At 73.4% G+C, this 24,938-nt stretch carries 24 protein-coding genes and 1 riboswitch; of the genes, 6 read left to right on the top strand and 18 right to left on the bottom strand.

Translation table 11 applies throughout. The features are described 5' to 3' along the window. Positions 1 to 10: 10 nt before the first annotated feature. Positions 11 to 403, bottom strand: coding sequence for a cobalamin biosynthesis protein (locus BUB57_RS09380; protein WP_073066171.1), 393 nt, complete (start codon positions 401 to 403; stop codon positions 11 to 13). Then, positions 400 to 1,581, bottom strand: a complete 1,182-nt coding sequence (gene cbiE, locus BUB57_RS09375; protein ID WP_073065818.1) for a precorrin-6y C5,15-methyltransferase (decarboxylating) subunit CbiE — start codon at positions 1,579 to 1,581, stop codon at positions 400 to 402. Before cbiE ends, BUB57_RS09380 begins: the two co-directional genes overlap by 4 nt. Between cbiE and BUB57_RS09370 the strand changes: the two genes are divergently transcribed. Continuing rightward, a complete protein-coding gene (locus tag BUB57_RS09370) occupies positions 1,580 to 2,323 on the top strand; it encodes a cobalt-precorrin-6A reductase (protein WP_073065814.1) in 744 nt (247 codons plus the stop codon). The two genes, cbiE and BUB57_RS09370, sit on opposite strands and share 2 nt — an antisense overlap. On the opposite strand, the gene cobJ is transcribed toward BUB57_RS09370, so the two are convergent. The 7 genes from cobJ to BUB57_RS09335 all read right to left on the bottom strand — a co-directional run bounded on the left by cobJ (position 2,290) and on the right by BUB57_RS09335 (position 10,182). Beyond that, positions 2,290 to 3,033: a precorrin-3B C(17)-methyltransferase gene (cobJ, locus tag BUB57_RS09365; protein ID WP_073065811.1), complete on the bottom strand. Its 744-nt coding sequence runs from the start codon at positions 3,031 to 3,033 to the stop codon at positions 2,290 to 2,292. The two genes, BUB57_RS09370 and cobJ, sit on opposite strands and share 34 nt — an antisense overlap. Continuing rightward, positions 3,030 to 3,767, bottom strand: coding sequence for a precorrin-2 C(20)-methyltransferase (gene cobI / locus BUB57_RS09360; RefSeq protein WP_073065808.1), 738 nt, complete (start codon positions 3,765 to 3,767; stop codon positions 3,030 to 3,032). The genes cobJ and cobI overlap by 4 nt, the downstream gene beginning before the upstream one ends. Beyond that, positions 3,767 to 4,396, bottom strand: coding sequence for a precorrin-8X methylmutase (locus tag BUB57_RS09355; protein WP_073065804.1), 630 nt, complete (start codon positions 4,394 to 4,396; stop codon positions 3,767 to 3,769). Before BUB57_RS09355 ends, cobI begins: the two co-directional genes overlap by 1 nt. Next, positions 4,380 to 5,477, bottom strand: a complete 1,098-nt coding sequence (gene cobG, locus BUB57_RS09350; protein ID WP_268801861.1) for a precorrin-3B synthase — start codon at positions 5,475 to 5,477, stop codon at positions 4,380 to 4,382. Before cobG ends, BUB57_RS09355 begins: the two co-directional genes overlap by 17 nt. Positions 5,478 to 5,554: 77 nt before the next feature. Then, positions 5,555 to 8,767 (bottom strand): cobaltochelatase subunit CobN, encoded by a 3,213-nt coding sequence (gene cobN, locus BUB57_RS09345; RefSeq protein ID WP_073065800.1) that lies wholly within the window; start codon positions 8,765 to 8,767, stop codon positions 5,555 to 5,557. Then, positions 8,767 to 9,822, bottom strand: coding sequence for a cobalamin biosynthesis protein CobW (gene cobW / locus BUB57_RS09340; RefSeq protein ID WP_073065797.1), 1,056 nt, complete (start codon positions 9,820 to 9,822; stop codon positions 8,767 to 8,769). Before cobW ends, cobN begins: the two co-directional genes overlap by 1 nt. Further along, positions 9,823 to 10,182 (bottom strand): DUF1636 family protein, encoded by a 360-nt coding sequence (locus tag BUB57_RS09335; protein ID WP_073065794.1) that lies wholly within the window; start codon positions 10,180 to 10,182, stop codon positions 9,823 to 9,825. It abuts the gene before it with no gap. Between the two features lie 88 nt (positions 10,183 to 10,270). Next, a riboswitch (cobalamin riboswitch) is annotated at positions 10,271 to 10,472 on the bottom strand. A gap of 31 nt (positions 10,473 to 10,503) precedes the next feature. Between BUB57_RS09335 and cobO the strand changes: the two genes are divergently transcribed. Together cobO and BUB57_RS09325 are read left to right on the top strand one after the other, a co-directional pair. Continuing rightward, on the top strand, positions 10,504 to 11,118 hold the full coding sequence (gene cobO / locus BUB57_RS09330; protein WP_073065791.1) for a cob(I)yrinic acid a,c-diamide adenosyltransferase: 615 nt from the start codon (positions 10,504 to 10,506) through the stop codon (positions 11,116 to 11,118). A gap of 256 nt (positions 11,119 to 11,374) precedes the next feature. Further along, entirely contained in the window at positions 11,375 to 12,817 is a 1,443-nt protein-coding gene (locus BUB57_RS09325) for a cobyric acid synthase (protein WP_073065789.1), read from the top strand. On the opposite strand, the gene cobD is transcribed toward BUB57_RS09325, so the two are convergent. The 4 genes from cobD to BUB57_RS09305 all read right to left on the bottom strand — a co-directional run bounded on the left by cobD (position 12,814) and on the right by BUB57_RS09305 (position 16,202). Further along, positions 12,814 to 13,764 carry a threonine-phosphate decarboxylase CobD gene (cobD, locus tag BUB57_RS09320; RefSeq protein ID WP_073066165.1) on the bottom strand — a complete coding sequence of 317 codons (951 nt, stop codon included), beginning with the start codon at positions 13,762 to 13,764 and terminating at the stop codon, positions 12,814 to 12,816. The two genes, BUB57_RS09325 and cobD, sit on opposite strands and share 4 nt — an antisense overlap. A gap of 175 nt (positions 13,765 to 13,939) precedes the next feature. Further along, positions 13,940 to 14,863: an adenosylcobinamide-phosphate synthase CbiB gene (cbiB, locus tag BUB57_RS09315; protein ID WP_073065788.1), complete on the bottom strand. Its 924-nt coding sequence runs from the start codon at positions 14,861 to 14,863 to the stop codon at positions 13,940 to 13,942. Beyond that, positions 14,860 to 15,642, bottom strand: coding sequence for a hypothetical protein (locus tag BUB57_RS09310; RefSeq protein ID WP_073065785.1), 783 nt, complete (start codon positions 15,640 to 15,642; stop codon positions 14,860 to 14,862). The genes cbiB and BUB57_RS09310 overlap by 4 nt, the downstream gene beginning before the upstream one ends. A gap of 2 nt (positions 15,643 to 15,644) precedes the next feature. After that, positions 15,645 to 16,202, bottom strand: a complete 558-nt coding sequence (locus BUB57_RS09305; protein WP_073065782.1) for a histidine phosphatase family protein — start codon at positions 16,200 to 16,202, stop codon at positions 15,645 to 15,647. Between the two features lie 111 nt (positions 16,203 to 16,313). Here BUB57_RS09305 and cobU point away from each other — a divergent pair, with 111 nt between their 5' ends. From cobU to cobS, 3 genes are read left to right on the top strand one after another with little or no spacing between them, the layout of a single operon-like run. After that, on the top strand, positions 16,314 to 16,862 hold the full coding sequence (gene cobU / locus BUB57_RS09300; protein WP_073065778.1) for a bifunctional adenosylcobinamide kinase/adenosylcobinamide-phosphate guanylyltransferase: 549 nt from the start codon (positions 16,314 to 16,316) through the stop codon (positions 16,860 to 16,862). Continuing rightward, positions 16,859 to 17,839, top strand: a complete 981-nt coding sequence (gene cobT, locus BUB57_RS09295; RefSeq protein ID WP_073065775.1) for a nicotinate-nucleotide--dimethylbenzimidazole phosphoribosyltransferase — start codon at positions 16,859 to 16,861, stop codon at positions 17,837 to 17,839. Before cobU ends, cobT begins: the two co-directional genes overlap by 4 nt. Beyond that, positions 17,836 to 18,594 carry an adenosylcobinamide-GDP ribazoletransferase gene (gene cobS, locus BUB57_RS09290; protein ID WP_200796438.1) on the top strand — a complete coding sequence of 253 codons (759 nt, stop codon included), beginning with the start codon at positions 17,836 to 17,838 and terminating at the stop codon, positions 18,592 to 18,594. Before cobT ends, cobS begins: the two co-directional genes overlap by 4 nt. A gap of 147 nt (positions 18,595 to 18,741) precedes the next feature. Here the strand turns inward: cobS and BUB57_RS17255 are convergent, their stop codons facing one another. From BUB57_RS17255 to BUB57_RS09265, 5 genes are all read right to left on the bottom strand, one after another. After that, complete coding sequence (locus BUB57_RS17255) at positions 18,742 to 19,458, bottom strand: DUF2793 domain-containing protein (RefSeq protein WP_073066158.1); 717 nt, start codon at positions 19,456 to 19,458, stop codon at positions 18,742 to 18,744. Beyond that, on the bottom strand, positions 19,451 to 22,699 hold the full coding sequence (locus tag BUB57_RS09280) for a baseplate multidomain protein megatron (RefSeq protein WP_073065773.1): 3,249 nt from the start codon (positions 22,697 to 22,699) through the stop codon (positions 19,451 to 19,453). Before BUB57_RS09280 ends, BUB57_RS17255 begins: the two co-directional genes overlap by 8 nt. Positions 22,700 to 22,873: 174 nt before the next feature. Continuing rightward, positions 22,874 to 23,413 (bottom strand): HK97 family phage prohead protease, encoded by a 540-nt coding sequence (locus tag BUB57_RS09275; RefSeq protein ID WP_084732065.1) that lies wholly within the window; start codon positions 23,411 to 23,413, stop codon positions 22,874 to 22,876. An 11-nt stretch (positions 23,414 to 23,424) separates the two neighbouring features. After that, positions 23,425 to 23,655, bottom strand: coding sequence for a GTA head formation protein, RCAP_rcc01685 family (locus BUB57_RS09270; RefSeq protein ID WP_073065769.1), 231 nt, complete (start codon positions 23,653 to 23,655; stop codon positions 23,425 to 23,427). 1 nt (position 23,656) lies between these two features. Then, positions 23,657 to 24,919 (bottom strand): phage portal protein, encoded by a 1,263-nt coding sequence (locus tag BUB57_RS09265; RefSeq protein ID WP_407670342.1) that lies wholly within the window; start codon positions 24,917 to 24,919, stop codon positions 23,657 to 23,659. Between the last annotated feature and the right edge of the window lie 19 nt (positions 24,920 to 24,938).

The following is a 24,938-nucleotide window of genomic DNA, read 5'->3' as shown; positions in this document are numbered from 1 at the left end:
GCGCGCGACGTCACGTCGAGGCTCCCGGCCAAGCAACGACAATAGCGCAGGTGGCGCAGCGGTCGGCAGAGGTCGCGCGGGGGGCGAGCAGTCGCGCGCCGGGTCCGGCGGCGGCCAGCGCCACCGCCTCGGCGACGCTGCCGGTGTGGTGGGTCGCAAGGCTGCCGAGGGATTGCGAGAGGGTGGGGATGCCGGCGACCGAGGCGACCTCGATCAGCGGCAGGTCCAGCGCCCGCGCCAGTTCCGCGACCATCGCTGCGTGGGCGGGCAGCGCCGCCAGCGCTTCGGCCAGACCGGCGCCACCGAGCGCCGCCAGCGCCTCGGCCGGGCCGGCGGCGGCCAGCGCCGCGCGCAGCGACTCGACGGTGGCGCGGCTGTTCATCCCGAAGCCCGCGACCCTCATCGCGTCACCGCCCATTGCACCACCGGCCGCGCCGGCTGCCAGCCGCGGAACCCGCCCAGGGGGGCGGCCTCGGCCAGTTCGATCCGCAGCATTGTGCCGCCGTGATGGTGGTGCAGCCCGGCCAGCAGCGCCTCGGTTTCCAGCGTCACCGCATTGGCGACCAGAGTTGTGCCGGGGGGGATGCGCGCCCACAGCGCCGCGGCCAGCGCCTCGGTCAACCCGCCGCCGACGAACACCGCATCGGGGTCGGGCAGGCCGGGCAAGGCGGCGATGCTGTCGGAATGCAGCGTCGTAACCGCCTCAGAGAGTCCGAAGCCTTTGATGTTGGCAATAATATTTCCGAAACGATCCGCACGCCGCTCGACCGCTACGGCGCGGCCGCCCGCAAGCGCCCACTCCACCGCCACCGAGCCCGACCCCGCGCCCAGATCCCACAGCAGCGCCCCCGCCTGCGGCGCCAGCGCCGCCAGCGTCAGCGCCCGCACCGGCGCGCGGGTGATCTGGCCGTCATGCTGGAACGCATCGTCCGGCAGCCCCGGCCCCGCCCGGCGCGCCACGCCGCCCGCGGCCTGCAACGCCACCGCCACCGGCGGCCGCGTGAGGTGCAGCTCGAACCCCGCCGCCGTCGCCTGGCGGATACGCTCGCGCGGGCCGCCTAGTGCCTCCATCACCCACAGCGTGGACGCCCCCCAGCCGCGCGCCGCCAGCCATGCCGCCAGCGCCGCCGGGGCCTGCCCGTCGCGCAGCAGCAGGATCGCCCGCGCCCCCGGGCGCAGCACCGGCAGCAGCCGCTCGAACGGCGCGGCGTGCAGGCCCAGACAGGCGGTATCCTCGATCCGCCAGCCCAGCCGTGAGGCGGCCAGCGAGAAACTGGACGGCGCCGGGAACGCCCGCCACTCGCCGGGGGCAAGCTGCGCGGCCAGACTGCCGCCCGCCCCGTGCCAGAACGGATCGCCCGAGGCCAGCACCGCCACGCGCTGCCCACGGCAGGCCAGCACCGGGGCGAGATCAAAAGGCACCGGCCAAGCCCGCCCCCGCTGTCCCGCCTGCGCCAGCCGCAGATGCCGCGGCCCGCCAAACACGATTTCGGCCGCGTCCAGCGCGGCACGGCTTGCGGGCGACAGGCCGGACAGGCCATCCTCGCCCAGACCGATGATGGACAGCCAGGGATCAGACATGCGGGTTCTGCTGCTGGGCGGCACCACCGAGGCCGCCGCCATGGCCCGCACCCTGGCCGACGCCGGAGTCGAGGCGCTGTATTCCTATGCCGGCCGCACCAGCACGCCGCGCCCGCAGCCGCTGCCCCTGCGCATCGGCGGCTTCGGCGGCGCCGAAGGGCTGGCGGCATGTCTGCGCGAGGGCGGGTTTACCCATGTGATCGACGCCACCCACCCCTTTGCCGCCAGCATCAGCCGCAACGCGGTTACGGCCTGCGCGGTGACGGGGGTGCCGCTGCTGGCGCTGGAACGTCCCGCATGGGCGCAGGCACCCGGCGACGACTGGACTCCGGTTCCCGATCTGGCCGCTGCGGCCGCGGCCCTGCCCCGGACGCCGGCGAATGTGTTCCTCGCCATCGGCCGCCAGAACCTCGACATCTTCGCCGGCCTGCCGCATCGCTGGCTGCTGCGCTTTGTCGACCCCGAGCCGGTGCCCCTGCCCCGCGCCAGCCGCGTGGTCGACCGCGGCCCCTTCACCAAAGACGGCGACATGGCGCTGATGCGCGATCACCGCATCCAGATCGTGGTCGCCAAGAATGCTGGCGGCGAGGGCGCGCGCGCCAAGCTCGACTCCGCCCGCGCGCTGCGCCTGCCGGTGGTGATGGTGCAGCGCCCGGCGATCCCCGCAAGGGAAACCGTGGCTTCGGTGGCGCAGGCGATGGCGTGGCTTCATCGCACCCCCCCGGCCGAACGCGGCGTGTAGATCCAGCGCCCCACCCGCCGCGTGTCGGCATTGCCGACCAGCACCACGGTGCGCATGTCGGCCATCTCGGGCATCGCCTCGGCCAGCGTCACCACTTGCAGCGATTCGTCCGCCGTGGTCACGGCGCGGGCAAAGGCGATCAGCCGCCCCGGTTCGCAACATCCGCGCAACAACTCGAGCACCCGCGCGAACTGATGCGGCCGCGAGGCGGATCGCGGGTTGTAGAAGGCCAGCGCAAACCCCGCCTGCGCCGCCGCCAGCACCCGCCGTTCCACCAGCGCAAAGGGCTTGAGGTTGTCGGACAGGTTGATCGCCGCGAAATCATGGCCCAAGGGCGCTCCCAGCCGAGCGGCGGCGGCCAGCATCGCGGTAATCCCCGGCAGAATGCGGATGTCGAGCGCCGCGAGCCGCGGCTCGGCCTCGACCGCCTCGAACAGCGCCGAGGCCATGGCGAACACCCCCGGATCGCCCGAGGACACCACCACCACCCGCCGCCCGGCCGCCGCCAGTTCCAGCGCGTGGCGGGCGCGGTCCAGCTCGACCCGGTTGTCCGACGGGTGCAGCACCAGCCCCGGAAGCGACGCCACCCGCGCCACATAGGGCGCATAGCCCACGATATCGGTGGCGCGGGACAGCGCCTCGCTCACTTCGGGGGTCAGCAGCGCCGCGTGCCCCGGCCCCAGCCCGGCCACGGCCAGCCAGCCGCTCATTCCGCGGCCCTCGGCAGGGCGAGGGGACGCCGCCCCTGCCCGTGCACCAGCAGAATCGCGAAATACGGCGCCACCTCGGCGTCGGACTCCACCAGCCGCTGCACGCGCTGCCCTTGCATGGTGCCGCGTTCCACCAGCCAGGCCGCGTCCAGCCGCCCGGCGCGGGACAGCGCGCGGCGCAGCTTGGGCAGGTTGCGCCCGGTCTTCATCACCACCAGCGCATCCGTGCCCGCCATGCGCGCGGCCAGCGCGTCCTCGTCCAGCGTGCCCATCAGCACGGTCAGCACGTCGTCGCCCCAGGCGATCGGCATATCGGTTGCGGTCCAGCAGCCCGACATGCCGGTGATGCCGGGGATCACCTCGATCTCGCAGCGCCCCTGCAGGCGCAGGTGCAGGTGCATGAAGCTGCCGTAAAAGAACGGGTCGCCCTCGCACAGCACCACCACCTCGCCGGGCAATGCGGCCAGCCGCTCGGCCCAATGGTCGTAAAACGCGGCCAACTGCGCGTTATAGGCGGGGTCTGACAGCGGGATCTCGGTGGTGACGGGGTATTCCATCGCCAGCTCGACGCAGCCGGGGGCAAGCAACCCCTGCACGATGCGCCGCGCCATGCCGGGGCGGCCGGGCTTGCGGAAATAGGCGATGCGGCGGGCGCCGCGCAGGGCGCGGTCGGCGCGCACGCTCATCAGGTCGGGGTCGCCCGGGCCCAGTCCGGCACAGATAATGCGCGCCATCACTCGGCCCTTGATGCCAGCGCGTTCACCGCCGCGACGGTGACGGCGCTGCCGCCCAGCCGGCCCAGCACCGCCATGGCGGGCACGGGCGGGTCCGCGATCAGCGCGGCCTTGGATTCCGCGGCGCCGATGAAGCCGACCGGGCAGCCGATGATCGCGGCCGGGCACGGCCAGCCGGGATCCCCGAGCAGGTTGAGCAGATGGAACAGCGCGGTCGGCGCATTGCCGATGGCGACCACCGCGCCGGCCAGATGCGGGCGCCACAGCTCGACCGCCGCGGCGGAGCGGGTGTTGCCCAACGCCGCCGCCAGCGCCGGCACCTGCGGGTCGTTCAGCGTGCAGATCACCGGGTTCCCGGCAGGCAGGCGGGCGCGGGTGATCCCCTCGCTGACCATGCGCGCATCGCAGAGGATCGGCGCCCCCGCCTCCAGCGCCGCCCGCGCCGCCGCCGCAAAGCCGGGCGAAAAGCGGATGTCGCGTTCCAGCCCCACCAGCCCGGCGGCATGGATCATCCGCACCGCCACGGGTTCCTCGTCGGGGTCGAAACGGGCCAGATCGGCCTCGGCCCGGATGGTGGCGAATGAGGCGCGATAGATCGCCGCCCCGTCGGTTTCATAATGGTAGCGCATCGGGGGTTCCGGGAATTGACAGGAAAGCCGGGTCCGCCGCCGTGCCGGCGCGGACGAGATCATAGCCCCGCCCCCGCGCGACCAGCGTGAGGTCCGCGGGACGGGGATGGGCGCAGCCCTTGGCGCAGCCCGAGACATGCAGCAGGCAGCCCAGCGGCAGCTGCGGGGCCAGCGCGCGCGCCAGCACCCGGGTCGGCCCCAGCGCCTGCGGGCAGTGGGGTGCGCCGGTGCAAGCGACGACACGGCGCAACGGGTCGGCAGGGTCGGTGATCAGCCCTTGCAGGCGGGGCATCGCCGAGACCCCCTCGACCAGCAGCATCCGCCAGGGCGTCGCACGGATCGGCCCCAGCGCCGCCAGCGCGGCCAGCGTCCCGGCCTGCATCTGCCCGAAGGCGAGACCCACCAGCGCCCCCTGCGCCACCAGCCCCGGCACCGGCTCGGGCGCAGGCTCGGCGGGGGCCAGGTCGAACCCCTCAGGCCGGCACCGCGCCACCAGCGCCGCCATCCGCCCCCGGCCCTCCGGGGCGCCGCCATTGCGCAGGAACCAGCGCGCCAGAGCCAACGCATCCGCGACGGGATCGCTCGTCAGCCGCCCCACGTCCAGCCCGTCCGCGCGCAGCAGCAGCGCCTCTCCCAGACGCTCGATCCGCACATCCGCTGAGACGCCGCGCAGCACCGGCCGCGGCCCGGTATCGACCGCAAAGCCGAACTTCCCTGGCAGCGCCAGATCCGCGGCCGCCGCCAGCGCCTCGGCCAGAGCTGCGGCCAGCGCATCCGCCGTCGCATCGGCGAACGGAGTCACCACGATATTGCGCCTCGTTTCGGCCGCAACCGACGCATCCACCAGCCCCAGCCCACGCAGCCCCTCGACCAGCGCCGCGTGGCTGCCGTCCCGAACCCCGCGCAGCTGCAGATTGGCGCGCGAGGACAGGTCGATCACCCCGCTACCATGCGCGCCGGCCAACGCCGCCAGCCCCGCAGCCTGCACCTGCGTCAGCCGCCCGCCCGGCGGCCGCACCCGCACCACCAGCCCGTCGCCCGACGCCATCGGCCGCAACGCCCCCGGGCACCAACCCTGCACGATGGGACTTCTTTCTGGCCCAAATACCCCGGGGGAGTCTCCGCAGGAGACGGGGGCAGCGCCCCCAGTGACCACGCTCACAGCCGCTCACCCCCCGTGGAATTGCGCAACCCCCGCCACAGCCCGGCCGCGCGCAGTGCGTCGAAACGCGCGCGCAGCATGGCCAGCGCCTGCGGGTTCTCGGCATCGAGGAACGCCACCACCTCGTCGCGCCCCAGCGTGGCCTCGTGGTAAAGATCGAACAGATGCCCCGGCACGGACCGGGTCAGCTGCGCAAAGGCCGCGAGGTTGTCCAGCGTGGCGGCGATCTCGGCGCCGCCGCGGAAACCATGGCGCATCATCCCGGCGGCCCAGTCGGGATTGGCGGCCCGGGCGCGGACCACGCGGGCGATCTCGGCCCCCAGCGGCCGAGCGCGCGGCGCCTCGACCCGGCTGCTGTCCAGATGCCAGGCCGCCGCCTCGGGCAGGCCAAGCGCCGCCCGCGCCGCCAGCACGCCGCCCTGGTGCGCGGCGAAATCGGGGGCCATCAGCAGGTCGGTTTCCGCCAGGTCCTGCACATGCACCACCGCATCCGCCCCGGCCAGCCGCGATTCCAGCGCCGCGCGGTCGCGCCGCCCCTCGGCCCCGTCGACCACCCATTCCGAGCCCGCCAGCCAGGCCAGCCCCGCCGCCTGCCGCCCGGCGTCGGACAGATCGGCACTCAGGTCGCCCATGCCCAGCCCGTAGGACCCCGGCCGTGGCCCGAACACCCGCGGCGCGCGGGACAGATAGGGGTTGTCGGCGGCGGTTTCCTCGCGCGCGGCCAGCGCCTCGGCCCCCAGCTCGAACAGCCCTGCCAGTCCCGGGAAGATGTCGCGAAACAGCCCGGAAACCCGCAGCGTCACGTCGATGCGCGGCCGCCCCAGCAGCGCCAGCGGCACCACCTCGACCCCGGTGGCGCGGCCGGTGGCGCCGTCCCAGACCGGCGCCAGCCCGGCCAGATGCAGCGCCATGGCGAACTCTTCCCCCGCCGTGCGCATCGAGGCCGAGCCCCACAGATCCACCACCAGCCCGCGCGGCCAGTCGCCGTGGTCCTGCAGATGCGCGCGCAGCAGCTCTTCGGCCAGCTTCACCCCCTGCGCATGGGCGGCACGCGTCGGTACCGCGCGGGGATCGACCGCAAACAGGTTGCGCCCGGTGGGCAGCACGTCGCCGCGCCCCCGCGCGGGCGAACCCGACGGCCCCGGCTCGACCCGCCGCCCGTCCAGCGCCGCCAGCAGCCCCTCGGCCTCGCCCGCCGCCGCGCCATAGACATGCAGCCCGTCACCGAAGCGGCTTTCCTTGAGATCGCAGACGAAGCGATCGATGCGCGGGATCGCCTCGGCGGCCGAGGCGCCCACAGGGATCGCCAGGTCGTCCTCGACCCCCGCCGCCTGCGCCGCCTGCCGGATCGCCGCGATCAGCCGGGTGCGGCGCGAGGGGTCCAGCCCGTCGGCGGTGGCGTATTCGTCCAGCAGCCGCTCGAGCCCCGCCAGCGCCTCGGGCAGCGCCGCCTGCAGCAGCGGCGGCGGCACATGGCCCAGCGTCACCGCGCCGAGGCGGCGCTTGGCCTGCGCGGCTTCGCCGGGGTCGTTGACGATGAAGGGATAGATCACCGGCAGCTCGCCCAGCAGCGCCTGCGGCCAGCAGTCCGGCCCCAGCGCCACCGCCTTGCCCGGCAGCCATTCCAGCGTCCCATGCGCGCCGACATGCACCAGCGCCTGCAGCCCCTGCGAGCGCAGCCACAGGTAAAAGGCGACGTAGTGGTGGCGCGGGGTGCGGGTCAGGTCGTGATAATCATCCTCGCGGAGCTGCGGCTGCCCGCGCTCGGGCTGCAAGGCAACCAAGGCGTTGCCGCGGCGGACGGCGGCGAAATGGAAGGCGCCGCCCGCGACCGCCGGGTCGGCCTCCGGCGCGCCCCATGCCGCCGCCAGATCGTCGCGCAGCCGCTGCGGCAGCAAGGCCAGCGCCCGCAGATATTCAGACAGCGGCCAGCGGATGGTCTCCCGCAGCGAAGGCGCCAGCGCTGCCCCCGGCGCGCAGGTCCAGCCGTGATCCCCCAGCAGCCGCAGCATCGCATCGGCCGAGGCCAGCGCATCCAGCCCCACCGCATGGGCGATCTGGTCGGGGCGGCCGGGATAGGTGGACAGCACCAGCGCCAGTTTCCGCCGCGCCACCGGCACCGTTCCCAGCCGGTGCCACGCCGCCACACGGTCGGCGGCGGCGTCAACCAGCTGCGGGTCGGCGCGGTGGATGAACCGGGAATACTGCAGGGCCTCGTCGCGCCGCGTCGGCTGCTTGAAGCTGACCACCCCGGCCAGGATGCGCCCGTCCACCTCGGGCAGCACCACATGCATCGCCAGATCGGCGGGCGACAACCCGCGCGCCGCGCCTTCCCAATCCCGCCGGCGGGCGGTGGACAGCGCCAGCTGATGCACCGGACAGCCCGGCGCATCCAGCGGGGACACGCCCCTTTCGCGCGCGGAAAACGCGGTGGCGTTGACGATGGCCGCCGGGAACAGGGCGCGCAGCTCGCGCTCCACCCACGCGGCCGCGTCCCCCTTCAGCGACGGCGCGAACAGCCCCGCCGCCCGGAACCCCCGCGCGCGCAGGGCATCAATCATCGCCGCCACCGGGTCGGTATCGGCAGCGGCCAGATAGCTGCGATAGAACACCACCACCGCCCAGGGGCCGGGGCCTTCGGGGCGGGCGGTGACGCCGGCCTCGGGGCTCCACCAGCCGCAGGCGGGCAGCTCGCCCACCGGCCCCGACGCCGGCAGCGCCAGCCCGGCGGCGCGGCCAAGCTCCGCCAGCGCCGCCCCTGCCGCCGCGGCCCCGCCCATGTCGCACAGCGCCGTCAGCCGCGACAGCAGCGCCGGCGCGACGGTCGAGGCCGCCGCCAGCGCCGGATCCTCGCGCCCGTCCACCGGCAGCACGGCCAGCGCGATCCCGCGCCTGCGCGCCAGATCCTGCACGCTGGCCAGCCCGTAGGCCCAGTAGCTTTCGCCCCCCAGCAGCCGGATCAGGATCGCCCGCGCCCCCGACAGGGTGTTGTCCAGATAGCTGTCGACCGACACCGGATGGCGCAGCGCCACCAGGTTCTGCAAGCGCAGCGACGGCCGCGGCCCGTCCATCCCCCGCCAGCCTGCCGCGAAAGCCCCCAGGTCGCTGTCGGAAAACGACAGCACCACCATGTCCGCCGGCGTCTGGCCGGGGTCATAGGGGGCCGCGGTTTCCTCGAGCCCGTGGCTTTCGCGAAAGACCACATGCATCAGAGGTCGGAGGCCTCGACCGAGCCGCCCAGATGCGCGGCGATGGCGGCGGGATCCAGATCGCCCCGTTCCGCGATCACCACCAGCCGCGACTGCCGCGGGGCCTCGCCCCAGGGGCGGTCGAACTGCTGGCGCACCCGCGCGCCCACCGCCTGCACCAGCAGCCGCATCGGCTTGCCCGCGACGGCGACATGGCCCTTGACCCGCAGGACCTTGTGGTCGCGCCCCAGCGCCGCCACCGCCTCGGCCAGCGCGGCGGCCTCGGCGATCTCGGGCAGCGCGATCACGGCGCTGGCGAAATCGTCGTGCTCGTGGTCGTCGGCGCCGTCGTGGTGGCTGGGGCGGGCGGCAAGGTCGTCCTCGGCGGCGGCGTTCAGCCCCAGCACCACCCGCGGGTCCACCGCCCCGTCGGTCACCGCCAGCATCGGGACCGGGCGCGGCGCCTCGGCCGCGATCGCCTCGCGCGCGGCGGCCAGACCGGCCTCGCCGGCCAGATCGGCCTTGGTCAGCAGGATCAGGTCGGCGCAGGCGATCTGATCCTCGAACACCTCGGAAAGCGGCGTCTCATGGTCCAGGCTGTCGTCGGCCGCCCGCTGCGCCTCGACCGCCTCGGGGTCGGGGGCAAAGCGGCCTGCGGCCACCGCCTCGGCATCGGCCAGCGCCACCACCCCGTCCACGGTGATGCGCGAGCGGATCTCGGGCCAGTCGAAGGCCTTGAGCAGCGGCTTGGGCAGCGCCAGCCCCGAGGTCTCGATCAGGATGTGATCGGGACGGGGTTCGCGCGACAGCAGCGCCTCGATGGTCGGGATGAAGTCGTCGGCGACGGTGCAGCAGATGCAGCCGTTGGCGAGCTCCACGATATTGCCCGCCGGGCAGCTCTCATCGGCGCAATCGCGCAGGATGTCGCCATCGACGCCAACGGTGCCGAACTCGTTGACCAGCACCGCCAGCCGGCGACCCTGCGGGTTCTGCATCAGATGCCGGATCAGCGTGGTCTTTCCCGAGCCGAGAAAGCCGGTGATGACGGTGACGGGGGTCTTGGCAAGATCGGACATTCAGCTCTCCATCGGGGGGATGCGGGCAAGCGACTGCTTGCGGAAGATCACCGGCCGCTCGCGCCAGGGCGACAGCCCGTCGGGGGCGGCGGCATAGGCGCGGGCACCGGCAAGGATGTCGGGGGCATCGTCGGGGGACAGCCGGCCATAGACATAGGACCAGCGCCCCGGCCCGGTCAGCGCCACCGCGCAACCACTGTCGCAGGCCGAGAGGCACGCCACCCCCACCACCCGCAGATCGGGCGGCAGCTCGGGGTGCAGCGCCAGCGCCGCCAGCAGCCTGGTGCCGGGGGTCTTTTCGCCCTCGGCCACCGGCAGACCGGCCCGGCAGGTGGTGCAGACATGCAGCGTAACCGTCATCGCGCGCCCATCCTCAGGGACGGGGCAATGACGCAAGGGGACGGCCGGCAGGCGCGACACACCTCGGCCGCGGAACACCCCGTCCGCCCGAAACATAACCGTGTCGGCAGGTCTCCCGGCTTGCGGAGCCGGGCCTTGCGGCCCCGGTCGCCCGCCTTCCCGGCACGAATGCCAGTGGCTTGGACGACCTCTCCGGTCACGGTCGCGGGGGCGGCTGAACTTCGGGCCGGGGCCCTAGATCATTCCCTCTTCGCCTGTCATAGACAGGAACCGACGCCGCCCAACTGCCGTGGGCGCACCCCCGATGTCAAGGGACAGCCGATGGACAGCACCACCGACCTCGATCGCCACGCCGAAAAGATGGCCCGGAAAAAAGCCGCCCGCGACAGGATCATGGCGGGGAAAGAGGGCGAAAAGGGCCTGATCATCGTCCACACCGGCCCGGGCAAGGGCAAGTCGTCCTCGGGCTTCGGGATGATCCTGCGCTGCGTGGCGCATGGGATGCCCTGCGCGGTGGTGCAGTTCATCAAGGGCGCCTGGGACACGGGCGAACGCCGCCTGCTGACCACGAATTTCGCCGACCTGTGCCAGTTCCACGCGATGGGCGAGGGCTTCACGTGGGAGACCCAGGACAAGACCCGCGACATCGCCGCCGCACGCGCCGGCTGGGAAAAGGCAAAGGAGCTTATCCGCGACCCCGCAATCCGCTTCGTGCTGCTGGACGAGATCAACATCGCGCTGCGCTACGGCTATCTGCCGCTGGACGAGGTGCTGGACTTCCTGCGCGACGAAAAGCCCGCGCTGACCCATGTCTGCCTGACCGGCCGCAACGCCGCCCCCGAGCTGGTCGAGCTGGCCGATCTGGTGACCGAGATGGCGCTGGTGAAACACCCCTTCCGCGGCGGTATCAAGGCGCAGCCGGGGGTCGAGTTCTGATGCGCCGGACCGGGGCGCCGCCCCGGACCCCGGGATATTTTCGCCACGATGAAAGAGCCGTTAACCGAATCTTCAGCGTTTCGTGGTCCAAGGGATGCACGGTACAGGCGGGGACGCCGATGACCGTCCACGGTGAAAGCACCCTGTCTTCCCCGGTCCGCCGGCCCAAGGCAGGGTGCGACCCCTTCTTTCAGCGTGGTCCAAATATCCCCGCCGGAGGCTCCGGCCGCGCACCCAAGCGCGGGGCTGCCCCCTGATGCCGGCGCTGATGATCCAGGGCACCGGCTCGAACGTCGGCAAGTCGATGCTGGTCGCCGGGCTCTGCCGTGCGGCGCGCAGGCGGGGGCTGTCAGTCGCGCCCTTCAAGCCGCAGAACATGTCCAACAATGCCGCCGTCACTGCCGACGGCGGCGAGATCGGGCGCGCGCAGGCACTGCAGGCCCGCGCCTGCGGGATCGCGCCGCTGGTCGACATGAACCCGGTGCTGCTCAAGCCCGAATCCGAAACCGGCTGTCAGGTGATCGTACAGGGACGCTTGGCCGCGACGGTGCGGGCGGGGGAATATTCGGCGCTCAAGACCTCGCTGCTGCCCCGGGTCCTCGACAGTTTCCGCCGCCTGTCTGCCGCGCATGATCTGGTCATCGTCGAGGGCGCTGGCAGCCCGGCCGAGGTCAACCTGCGCCCCCGCGACATCGCCAACATGGGCTTTGCCTGCGCCGCCGGGGTGCCGGTGGTGCTGGCCGGCGACATCGACCGCGGCGGGGTGATCGCACAGATCGTCGGTACCCAGGCGGTGATCGACCCCGAAGACGCCGCGATGATTTCCGGCTTTCTGGTCAACAAGTTCCGCGGCGATCCCCGGCTCTTCGACGACGGCTACCGGCTGATCGAATCGCGCACCGGCTGGCGCGGCTACGGGGTGCTGCCGTGGTTCCCGCTGGCGCATCTTCTGCCGGCCGAGGATGCGCTGGACCTGCCCACCGGCGGCGGCGAGGGGCTGCATGTGGTGGCGCTGGGATTTTCTCGTATCGCCAATTTCGACGATCTCGACCCGCTCGCGGCCGAGCCGGGGGTGCGGCTGACCCTGCTGCGCGCCGGTCAGCCCATTCCGGGCGACGCCGCGCTGGTGATCCTGCCCGGCAGCAAGTCCACCCGCGCCGATCTGGCGTTCCTGCGCGCGCAGGGCTGGGACATCGACCTTGCCGCCCATGTCCGACGCGGCGGCCATGTGCTGGGACTCTGCGGCGGCTTCCAGATGCTCGGCCGGGTGATCCGCGACCCGGCGGGCATCGAGGGCCCGGCCGGCGAAACCCCGGGCCTCGGCCTGCTGGAGCTGGCGACCGAAATGACCGCCGACAAGCGCCTGGCGCTGGTCGAGGGCACCCATACCGCCACCGGCCAGCCGATCCGCGGCTATGAGATCCACCTCGGCCGCAGCACCGGCCCCGACTGTGCCCGCCCCTTTGCGCTGATCGGCGGCCAGCCCGAGGGCGCGACCTCGGCCGACGGCCGCATCATGGGCAGCTATCTGCACGGCGCCTTTGCCAGCGACGATTTCCGCCGCGCCTTCCTGTCCCGGCTGGGCGCCGCGCCATCACGCCTCGATTACGATGCAGGCGTGGAACAAGCGCTCGACGCCCTCGCCGATCATCTCGAGGCGCATCTGGACGTGGGCGGCCTGCTGGCGATGGCGCGTTAGCGCCGCAGCGCCGCCTCAATCCGCGCCCACTCGCCCGGCGCAGGCAGCCCCAGCCGCAGCCAGCGCCCATGCCACGGAAAGATCCGCGACCAGATATGGCGGCGGGCCAGCAGTTCCTGCGCCGCCGCCGCATCCGGCGTGTCATACAGGCGAAACAGATGCCCGCCGCCGACCAACTGCCAGCCCGCGCCTGCCGCCAGCCCGTCCAGCCGCCGGGCGTCGTCCTGCAATCGCGCGATACTCGCTGCCGCCCAGTCCCGATCCGCCAGCGCCGCGCAGCCGATGGCGATCGCCGGCCCCGACACCGGCCACGGCCCCGCCATCGCCGCCAGCGTGGCAATCGCGGCCTCGTCCCCCAGCACGAACCCCAGTCGCACCCCGGCCAGCCCGTAGAACTTGCCGAACGAGCGCAGCACCAGCGCCCGCCCCGGCGCGGACGCCAGCGACAGTTCCGGCACCGGGTCGGCGAAGCTTTCGTCCACCACCAGCCGCCCGACCTGCCCCGCCAGACGCCGCAACGCCTCGGGCGCATGACATCTCCCGTCGGGGTTGTTCGGATTGACAACCACCGCCAGATCGGCCCCGGCCAGCGCGGAGAGCTCGCCCACCTCCTCGACCCGCCAGCCCGCCGCGCGCAGCCCCGCCGCGTGCTCGTTGTAGGTCGGCCCCAGCACCCGGGCGAGGCCCACGGGAAACGCCCGCGGGATCATCTGGATCGCCGCCTGCGCTCCCGCCACCGGAAGCACCGCCGCCCCGGTCGCATAGGCCGCCTGCGCCGCCCGGATCAGCCCCGCCATCGCCGCGCGGTCCGGCAGCGCCTGCCACGCCGCGGCCGGGATCGCGGGCAGCGGATAGGGCACCCGGTTGATCCCGGTGGACAGGTCGATCCACTCCCCCTCGCCATAGCGCCCCCGCGCCGCGTCCAGATTGCCCCCGTGATCCCGCATCATCATCCTTGTCCAGACATCCCCGTTCTTCCTTGTCCAAATATCCCGGGACTTGCGAGCGCCCGGAACAGGAGGCGGATCAGAAAACAGCCCCCGAGGCCGTTTTCCCGCCGATGGTCCGGTGGACCGTTTTCAGCGAGGAACGCCACGGCAATGGCCCCCGGTCCGCGCCATCTCAGACCAGCGCCACCACCGCAAGCACCGCCGCCGCCAGCGCCACCGCCCGCCGATAGACCGCCAGCCCGCGCCGCAGCTCGCCCGCGCCCGGATCATCCGCGCCGGCATTCAGCCACGGCTCGGCCGCCACCCGGTCCGCATAAATCCGCGGCCCCGACAACCGCACCCCCAGCGCCCCCGCCATCGCCGCCTCGGGCCAGCCGCCGTTGGGCGAGCGGTGGTGCCGCGCATCGCGGCGCATCACCCGCCACGCCGCCCCGAACCGCCCGCCGGCCAGCGCGACCAGCAGCGCCGTCAGCCGCGCCGGGATCAGGTTCGCCACATCGTCGATCCGCGCCGCCGCCCAGCCGAAATCTTCGTGCCGCGCGGTGCGGTGGCCGATCATCGAATCCAGCGTGTTGACCGCCTTGTAGGCCGCAATCCCCGGCAGCCCGGCGACCGCCCCCCAGAACAGCGGCGCGATTACCCCGTCCGAGGCATTCTCGGCCAGGCTCTCCAGCGCCGCCCGGGCCACGCCGGCCTCGTCCAGCGCCGCGGGGTCGCGGCCGACGATCATCGCCACCGCCGCCCGCGCGCCCTCCAGATCGCCCGACGCCAGCGGCCGCGCCACCGCCGCCACATGGTCGTGCAGCGACCGCGCCGCGATCAGCGGCCAGGCGACCACCCCCGCCAGCACCGCGCCCCAGACCCCCGCGGGCAGCGCCGCCTGCAGCAGCGCCCCCGCTGCCGCCGCCAGCAGGATCACCAGCCCCGCTGCCGCCGCGCCCTTCAGCCGCCGCCGTCGCCCGCGGTTCCAGCGCCGGTCCAGCGCCGCGATCAGCGCGCCGAGCCAGGTCACCGGATGTCCGCAGCGGCGATACAGCGCCGCGGGCCAGCCCAGCACCGCGTCGATCCCCAGCGCGACCAGCATCGCCAGGCTCATGCGCCGACCCCCGCCCGAAACCGCAGCACCCCGGCAAACCCGGCCTCGCGCAGCGCCGCCCCGGCGCCCGCGGGCACCGTCCCCGGCGCAAAGATCAACCCCTGTGCCGAGCCGGTATGCGCCGCAACCCAGCCGAGCGCCCCCAGCTCGCGCACCAGCACCGCGGCCGGCGCCTCACCCCAGCGCCGCGCCGCCGATTGCGCTGCCAGCGCCGCCTGTACCCGCAGATCCCCCCGCCAGCCCGCCACCAGATCCGAGATATCCGCGAAATCCCCCTTGCCCGGATCGGTCCGCCGCGGCGGCCCGACAAAGCCGCCGACGATCTCGCAAGGCTCCAGCGGCGCCATCGCCCCCACCACCCGCCCCTCGCGAGAGGCCCAGAGCACCGCCTCCTCGGGCAGCATCAGCGGGTCCGAAGCCCCCTCGGCCGCGACACATTCCCGCGCCAGCCGCAGCGGGTCGCTCCGCCATCCCGCCAGCCGCGCCAGCGCCACCAGCGCCGCGGTGGACATGCCCGCGCCGCCCCCCGGCACCGCCTCGGGGAACAGCGCCACGCAGCCCCGCAGCGGCAGCCGCAAGCCACCCAGGAACCGCCGCGCCCGCGCCGGCGAAATCAGCCCGCCGCGCAGCGACAGTCCCGCGCCGGCTGCAACCCGCACCGCCCGCACCCCCAGCGCCGGGCATGGCAGCGTCAGCAGCACCACCGGCCCCTCCGGCCCCAGCCGCCCCTGCAACAGCTCTCCGAAATGCCCCGCCACCCGGACCCGCGACCGCGCCATGCTCACACCGACAGGTTGACGCAGGCGACCGACCAGCCCGAGGGCGCCGCGTCGATCACCGTCAGCGACAGGGGCGCCACCCGGAACGCCAGCGCCGCCCCGGCGCCGCCGATCGCCCGCGCCAGCCCCGCCCGCACCGTGCCGGCATGTGCCACCACCGCGACCCGCCCGCCGCCCGCCGCCAGCTCCTCCAGCGCCGGGATGCTGCGCGCGCACAGCGCCGCGAAGCTCTCGCCGCCATGGGGGGCCGAGCGCGCCAGTTCCTCGCCGCTCATCACCCCCAGATCGGGCAGCTCCGCCAGCGCCATCCCCTCCCAGGCGCCGAAATCCTGCTCCCACAGCCGCGCATCCTCGGCGACCGTGGCATCCGGCCACAGCGCCGCCGCCGTCTCGCGGCAGCGCCGCGCCGGGCTGGACACCACGCGCGAGACCGGCCCCGCCAGCGCCGCCAGCCGCCGCGCCGCCGCCGCATCCACCACCGCCGCCACGTCGCGCCGCCCGGTCAGCCGCGCGGGATCCGCCAGCGGCGCGTGCCGGATCAGCAGCAGCGTTCCGGTCATAGGGCTCAGGCTCCGGGTCAATGTTTCATCTTTCGGCCACGGCGCGGTTGTGCTTTGTCCCGTCCCGGCAGACAAGCCCCCCGACTGAACCCACGCCCGGACGACCACGGCATGACCCGCATCACCCTCATCACCGGCGGCGCCCGCTCGGGCAAAAGCCGCCTGGCCGAGGCCGAGACCCGCGCCCTCTGCCGCGCCCGCCAGCGCCCGCTCTACATCGCCACGGCCGAGCCGGGGGACGCCGAGATGACCGCCCGCATCGCCGACCACCGCGCCCGCCGCGGCCCCGAGTGGGACGATTTGCACGCCCCCCTCGACCTCGCCTCCGCACTCGACGGCAGCGACGGCCGCGGCCCGCGGCTGGTCGATTGCCTGACGCTGTGGCTCAGCAACCTGATGCTGGGTGGCCACGACATCGACGCGGCGACCAAGGCGCTGCTGGAGGCGCTTTCGCACCAGCGCGACCCGGTAGTGATCGTCACCAACGAGGTCGGGCTGGGCATCGTCCCCGACAACGCGCTTGCGCGCGCCTTCCGCGACGCGGCCGGTTTTCTCAACCAGCGGGTGGCGGGCGCCGCCGACCGCGTGGTGCTGGTCGCCTGCGGCCTGCCGCTCAGCCTCAAGGGCGCCCCGCTGACGCACGCAAAGGAGCATCCATGAAAGACCTCGCCACCACCGCCGCGCAGACCCAGTTCGACCACGACAGCGCCGCCGAGGCCCGCGCCCGGCAGGACAGCCTGACCAAGCCGCAGGGCTCACTGGGCCGGCTCGAGGAACTGGCCCTGTTCATGGCCGGCTGGCGCGCCACCCCGCGCCCGCGGATCGACCGCGCGCAGCTGGTGGTGTTCGCCGGCAACCACGGCGTCTGCGCGCAGGGCGTCAACCCCTTCCCGCAAGAGGTCACCGCCCTGATGGTGCAGAACTTCCGCTCGGGCGGCGCGGCGGTGAACCAGCTCGCCCGCGTGGCCGGGGCGACGCTGTCGGTGGTGGCGCTCGACCTCGACCGCCCCACCGCCGACTTCACGCAAGGCCCCGCCATGACCGCGGCCGAACGCGACGATGCGATGGCGCAGGGCGCCGCCGCCGTCGATCCCGCCGCCGACGTGCTGGCGCTGGGGGAAATGGGCATAGGCAACTCCACCGTCTCGGCCGCGCTGTGCCTGGCGCTGTTCGGCGGACGCGCCGAGGACTGGACCGGCGCCGGCACCGGCGCCGAGGGCGACACCATGGCGCGCAAGATCGCCGCCGTCGCCACCGGCGCCGCCCGCCATCAGGGGCTGGCGCCGCTGGACCTGCTCGCCGCCATCGGTGGCCGCGAACAGGCCGCGATCTGCGGCGCCATCCTCGCCGCCCGCGCGTCCCGCATCCCGGTGCTGCTCGACGGCTTCATCTGCTGCGCCGCCGCCGCCGTGCTGCACGCGCAGGACCCCGCCCTGCTCGACCACTGCCTGATCGCCCATGCCAGCGCCGAACCCGGCCACGCGCCGCTGGTCCGGCAGCTCGGCAAGCGCCCGCTGCTGTCCCTCGACATGCGCCTCGGCGAAGGCTCCGGCGCCGCCGTGGCCCTGTCGCTGCTACGTCACGCCGTGGCAATGCACGACGGCATGGCCACCTTCGCCGAGGCCGGGATCGCGTGACCTCCCCCCTGCACCGCCGCGCGGCCGAGGCCACCCTCGCCCTTGCCATGCTCACCCGCCTGCCGGTCCCGCAGCTGCGCGACTGCCCGCCGGTCGGCGCCTCGGCCTGGGCGTGGCCGGTGGCCGGGGTGGTGGTGGGCGGCCTGCAGGCCGCGGTGCTGCTGGCCGCCGCGGCGGTCCTGCCGCCCGCCATGGCTGCCGGACTGGCGCTCGCCGCCGGGTTGCTGCTGACCGGGGCCCTGCATGAGGACGGGCTCGCCGACCTCGCCGACGGGCTCAGCGGCGGGCGCAGCCCCGCGCAACGGCTTGAAATCATGAAGGACTCTCGCATCGGCAGCCACGGCGCCGTGGCGCTGATCACCGCCCTCGGCCTGCGTTGGGCCGCGCTCGCCGCCATCGCGGCCTGGCACCCGGCCGCCATATTCGCCGCCCTGATCGCCGCGCAAACCGCCAGCCGCGCCGGCCTCGGCCTGATGAACCTCGCCGGCCCGCAAGCCCGCCCCCGCGGCTTCGCCGCCGCCGCAACGGACGGCCTGACCGCCCCGCGTGCCACCGCCGCGCTGGCCCTCGCCGCGGCGCTGGCGCTGGCCACGCTCCCCTTCACCCAAGCGCTCACCCTGCTCGCCGCCGTGGCACTGACCCAGCTCCTGCTACTGTGCCACGCCCGCCGCCGCCTCGGCGGCATCACCGGCGACGTCCTCGGCGCCGCTCAGATCACCGCCGAAATCGCCGCCCTCGCCGCCCTCATCGCCTGAATCCTTTTTCATCTGGCCGCAATATCCCGGGGCTTCCCAGCGCCCGGAATAGAAGGCGGATCAGAAAACAGCCCCCAAGGCTGTTTTCCCGCCGGATGATCCAGTGGAGCGTTTCAGCGAGAAAGGCCACGGCAGCGGCCCCGTCTTTCACACCGCATCCGGCACCCGCAGCGCCAGGTAATGCACCGCCAGCCGCAGCCGCCCCCCGGCGAACGCGCCGCCCAAGGCGGTCAGCAGCAGTTCCTCGGGCGCCCAAATCGCCATCGGTGCCGACAGCAGCCCCTGCGACCACGAGTTCACCCCCAGCCCCAGCCCCGAGCCATAGCGGTCCGCCGCGCCCTCGACCCCCAGCGCCCAGGCGCCCAGCGTCCCGGTGATCGCCTCGACCACCCGCGCGGTCACCCCCAGCACCAGCACATGCGAGGGAATTTCCACCCCCGTCGCCACCACCGCGCCCGCACCCAGCGAAACCTCTGCCTCAAGAATCCCGGCGCTGATGCCGCCACCCCACAGGCCCAGCGTCAGCGCACCGCCGCGCCATTCCTGCCCGTCCCAGACCGCCTCCGCGCCACGGTCAAGCAGGAACGCCCGCTGCCCGCGCTGCGGCGTCGCGAACACCCAGCCGCCATTGGCGCCGATGGCGATGCGGCCCGCCTGCCCCTCCCACGCACCCGTGGCGCCAGCACCCACGCCCCAGCACTCGCCCTCGACCACCGCCGGGGGCTGGACCCGCGCCGCGCCCTGCAGCACCAGATTGACCAGCCCGTCCAGCCGCAGCAGCGACTCGTTCACCGTGACGTGTTTCTGCGCCTGCGCCGGCTGCAGCAAGGGCAGGAAGTGGCGCCCCGTGACCTGTTCAGACATCGACATTCCTCCTGACAGACGGGCCCGGCCCGTAAAGTTCCGACAGCTGCGCCACCGCGACGGCAAACCCGCCGCCCGCGCGCGCCGCTGCCCAGACTGAGGCCGGGATTTCATACTCCGGCCCCGTGACCTCGGCGCGATGCAGCTCGATATCACCCCGCAGCAACTGCAGCAGATAGCGTTCCGAGGTCTCGCCCAGCGGCACCTCGGGCGCCTCCCAGCTGTCGCCATCGACCCGCGTGCGCCGGATCCAGCGCACCACCCGCCCCTCAATCCGCAGATGGCAGGGCGACAGCGGCCGCAGCCCGGCGCCGCCCGCCACCACCGCCTGATGGCGATAGGCCGCATCCTCGGGCGACAGGCTTGCCGGCCCCACAAGCCAATGCCGCAGCTGCAACCGCGCGGACGCAGGCAGTTCCACTTGCCGCGGCCCGCCATCCAGCAGCACCAACACGCTGCCCGAGGGCCATTCCGCCGGCATCAGCGCATCGGTCCCCGCCTGCCCGCGCAGCCGCTCCCAAACCTCCCACTCGCCCGGCGCCACCAGCCGCGCCTGCGCGAACTGCATCAGCTCCCACCGGTCCGGGGAGCCGTCGCCGATCGCCAGCAGGTTCCCCCCGGCCAGCAGCGCATTCGCCGTCACCGAGCGCAGGTTGCCGCCCTTCAGCCGCAGCCGCAGCGCCGGGCCGCGGTCCACCACCCCCGGCCGCGCCGCCACCAGCGGCGCAAGCGTCACCCCCATCACCGCAGGCCCCGGCAGGATCACGTTCGGCTGATACCCCGCCGCCGCGTCGACCGAGACCCAGGCCCGCGCCGCCCCCGGCCAGGGCGTCGCCGCCACTGCCAGCCACGGCGCATGGGGGGCCTCGTCCCCCGTCAGCAGCGGCAGGTCCAGAAACAGCGGCCAGACCGGCCCCGCCGCTACATAAGGTTTCCCCTGCAGCGTCCCGGAAACGAACGGCAACGGCCGGTAGACGCCCGGCTCAACCCGCACCGCCTCGGCCAGCAGCGCCCCCGCGCGCTCGATGCGGTCGATGCGCCAGCGCCCGCCCGCGCCGGTGCCATCCGCCATCGCCACCACATCCCCCGGCCCCAGATGCCCCAGTGAGGGCGGCAGCGCGAACCGCGCCGCCTCCTGCGCGACCAGCGTCTCGGCCAGCCAGCGCAGCGCGGTCGCCTGCGCCTCGGGGCGGGTCAGCACCATCGGAAACTCGCTGTCCGCGGTCGAGATGCGCGCCCGTTCCGGCATCGCCGCCTCGGCCGTGCCCAGCGCGTAATCGGCACCGGCCTCGATATGGCTCAGCCGGATGCGGCCCGGCATCTCGGCGTCGGGCGCGCGGGTGATCTCGAACCCGCCCTGCCCCTCGGCCACGGCCAGCACGCCCTCCTCCAGCACCGCCGCCGCCCGCCCGTCGCGCATGACGAAGCGCAGCACGCCCTCGCGTTCCACCGCGTCGAACCCATGGGCCAGCATCAGCGGCTGCAAGGCGGCGCGGCCGGTTTCCGGCCCCTGCACCGCATAGCCGCGCACCACCCCGTAAAGCCCGCCGGCATCCACCGCCCCCAGCCCCGAGCCCGCGCAGATATCGCGCACCACATCCGCCAGCGCCATCGCGCCCGCACGCCCGTTCAGCCAGTGCCCACGCTCCCACGCCGGCCCGTCCGACCACAGATCGCCCAGCGCCGGAAACGCCGGATAAGGCCGCGCGTCCCAGGCCCAGACATGGGCGCGCGACAGATCGACCATGCGCCCGCCGCCCTCCATCTCGGGGTTGTTCCCCGGATCGGCCCAGTAGGAGTTCACCGCCTCGACATAGGCCGCTTGCATCGCATCGTCGCGCAGCCCCCGCGAATAGCGCGGCAGCGAGGATTCGCTGCTCATCGCATCCAGGAACTTGTTGGGCTGGTTCGTGGCGCGGTCCAGCGCGGCGCAGCCGTATTCGGTGAACCAGATCGGCTTCGAGCCCGGCACCCAGGCGGTCGGCTCGGCCGCGCGCTCGCCGCCGGGCCGGCGCTCATAATGCCAGTTCGACCACCAGCCGCGCAGGTCCTTGGTGCGCCAGATCCACGGCTCGGCCTGCCCGTCGGTGATCGGGGTGCGGGTCTGCACCTCGCGGTGCTCTTCGCTGGCGTAATACCAGTCGTAGCCCTCGCCGCCGCAGACATTCGCGCGCAGGTAATCGGGGTTGCGCACATCGCCCCAATGCGCGTCCAGATGCGCATCGCCCTCGCGCCAGTCCGACAGCGGCATGTAATTGTCGATGCCGATGAAATCGATGTTCTCGTCGCCCCACAGCGGGTCCAGATGGAACCGCGCCTCGTCGCCACCGGGATGATGGCCGAAATACTCGCTCCAATCCGCAGCATAGCTCAGCTTGACGCCCGGCCCCAGAATGCCGCGCACATCCGCGGCCAGCTGCCGCAGCGCCGCCACCGCCGGATAGCCGGCAGCGCCGCGGATCTGCGTCAGCGCCACCATCTCGGACCCGATCAGGAATGCCCCCACGCCCCCCGCCAGCCGGCACAGATGCGCGTAATGCAGGATGAAACGGCGATAGGACCACTCATCCGGCCCGGAATAGACCACGCGCCCGGCCTGCACGGCAAAATCCCCCGGCGCCGCGCGGCCGAAAAACGCCGCCACCTCGGCCTCAGCCGCCGCCGTCCCTTGCGGCGAGCCCGCCCGCCCCGCCGCGACCGAGCTGGTGATCCGCCCCCGCCACGGCATCACCGGCTGCTCGGGGATCACCCCGTCCTCATCCGGCACGCTCCACGGATCAGGCAGGCCGTTCCCCGCCAGCTGCTCCAACAGGATGAACGGATAGAACACCGCCGACTTGCCCGAGGCCCTTATCGCCCGCGAGCCCGCGCCCCGCAGCGCCTCCTGCACGGTGTCGGAAATCACCGGCGCGGCCAGATAGCCGCCGTCGGTCCCCGAGGCCATGGCCTTCTCCTCGACCGCCAGCCCGCGCAGCCCAGCGTCGTCGCCGCGGCGCAGATAGGCGGCAAAGGCTTTCTGATGCGGCGCCTCGATCTCGGCGGCCTGCGAAAGCGGCGAGCGGCCCCGAAGGGCGGTCTTGCGGTCCAGCATGGTCATGCGTCTGTCCTGTGCTTGCAGTTTCTGTTCGATCGTCTCGCGAAAGCCCTTGAGTTCACTGACGAACTCCGCCATCGCACCCTCCACGCCGGCCGGCATGGCCCCGGCAGCGGCCCCGGCCCCTGCGGCCTTAACCTCGGTCATCGCCGTCTCTCCTCATCTGAAAAAGGCGGCCGCTCCCAAGGGAACGCCGCCTGCCGTCGGCGGAGCCCGGGCCCCGCCGCATCCTCTCTGCCCCCCAGCCGACAAGCCGCAGAAAACATCTTCTGTCTGAAAATATCCTGGGGGAGTCCCGGCACGGGACGGGGGCAAAGCCCCCTACCGCCCCGCGCGCAAAACCTCCGCCGCCGCCCGCAGCACCCCAGCCGGATCCGCCCGGGACTTCTGCCCCAGCTTCGCCTCGCGCAGCATCGGGAAGGTGACCAGCGACACCTCCCACAGATCGACCTCGGTCAGTACCCGCCGCCCCTGGCCGTCGCGCTCGGCCCGCAGGGTGCGATAGCCGATCGACAGCCCGTCGATGGCGCCCGCCGCGACCAGCGCCGCCGCCTCGCGCGCCCGCGCCACCTCGGGCAGCAGCCGCCCGCGCACCCACAGCCCGCGGCTGTCCTCGCGGATCTCCTCCCACACGCCGATCGGGTGGGCGGGGTCGTGCTGCCACAGCATCCGCACCCGGTCCCCCCGCGCCGCGATCCGCGCCAGGCTGCCCGCATAGGCCCCCGCCGCGATCATGTCGCCCCCCTGGTCGGCAACCCCGAACAGGCTGGCATAACCCTCGATCACGCAGCCCTCCGCGCCGGTCTCGGCCTGCAAGGGCAGCCCGCCCGCATATTTCAGCTCCAGCCCCGGATCATCCATTCCGTTCTCCCTCATCCCTTCGGCGCGAATTGCAGGATCGACTGCACCGCCTGGGTCAGGATCACCGCGACCACGCCGTAGACCGTCATCCACAGCCGCCGCTCCAGCCCCTCGATCAGCGCCTCGATCCGTTCCAGCCGCCGGTCCACCTGCCCGAATTGCAGCGCCATGATCCGCTCTTGCGCCTCGAGCTTCTGCTCATGCCAGATTCCCGGCCGGTCGACGAACTTCGACCCTTCCATCCTAGCCCCCCGCAGGATCGGCCGCGGCCAGCGGCGGCAGCCCCAGCGCCGCGCGCTTCTCGGCCTCGGTCAGGAACCCGGCCGCACCGACCCGCCGCCAGTGCTGGTCGCGCTCTTCCGCCAGCGCCGGGATCTGGTCCAGGTCCGGGCGCAGGTCGATCTCGGCCCCCAGATGCTCGCTCAGCCACCAGCCGATCCCCGCCGCCACCCGCGTCGCCAGCGGCAACACCGTCAGTCGATAGAACGCCCGATGCGCCTCGGCATAATTGGCATAGGTCGCCTCGCCGGGGATCCCGATCAGCATCGGCGGCACCCCGAAGGCCATGGCGATCTCCCGCGCCGCCGCCAGCTTGGTCTGGTGGAACTCCATGTCCGAGGGCGAGAATCCCATCGGCTTCCAGTCGAGCCCCCCCTCCAGCAGCATCGGCCGCCCGGCATTGCGCGCGCCCTGATGGTGGCTCTCCATCTCGCTGACCAGCCGGTCGTATTGCTCGGGGCTCAGAACCCCCTGCCCGTCCGCCCCCTTGTAGATGATCGCGCCACTGGGCCGTGCCGCATTGTCCAGCAGCGCCCGCGACCAGCTGCTGGCCGAGTTGTGCACCTCGACCGCCACCTGCGCCGCCTGCATCGGCGACATCCCGTAATGGTCGTCTGAGGGGTGAAAGCTGCGGATATGGCAGATCGGGTCGGGGCTGCCGGTCATGTCGAAGCGATGCTTGCGCCCGCCCACCGCATATTCATAGGCCACCGGCCAGCCATCCGCCCCGGGAACCACGCTCACGCGGTCGGAGCGCAGCACATGCAGCTCTGCGGGCAGGCCCGAGTCGGTCACGTCCACCGCCTCCAGATACCCGTTGCCGGTCAGCAGGATCTGCCCGAACAGCGCCTCGAACAGCTCGGCCCGCCCCTGCGCCGGGTTCGGCCGCCGCATCAGGTCCAGCACCGGATGCACCTCGTAGCGCCGCTCGGCGTCCTGACAGACCAGCGGCACCGCCGCCGCGGCCTCGGCAATCAGCTTGACCGCCCGGAACCCCACCGGGTTGCCCAGGAACCCCGATCTCGTCAGCCCGCCGGTGTCGCGCCCGCCCCACAGCGCCCGCCCGGCCCCTTGCGCCGCCGCCGCGACCCGCCCGGCCGCGCTTGCCTTGACCTCGGGCGGCACCGCCGCCACCGGCACCGGCATCGCCTCGACCTCACCCACCGCCCGCGGCGGCGCGTTCCCGACATCCCGCGGCCCACGCCGCCCGAACCACCGCATCGCCATGCGTGCCTCCTGTCCATGA

Source organism: Paracoccus solventivorans (assembly GCF_900142875.1).
GTDB lineage: Bacteria > Pseudomonadota > Alphaproteobacteria > Rhodobacterales > Rhodobacteraceae > Paracoccus > Paracoccus solventivorans.
This window is presented reverse-complemented; position numbering and strand designations above follow the sequence as displayed.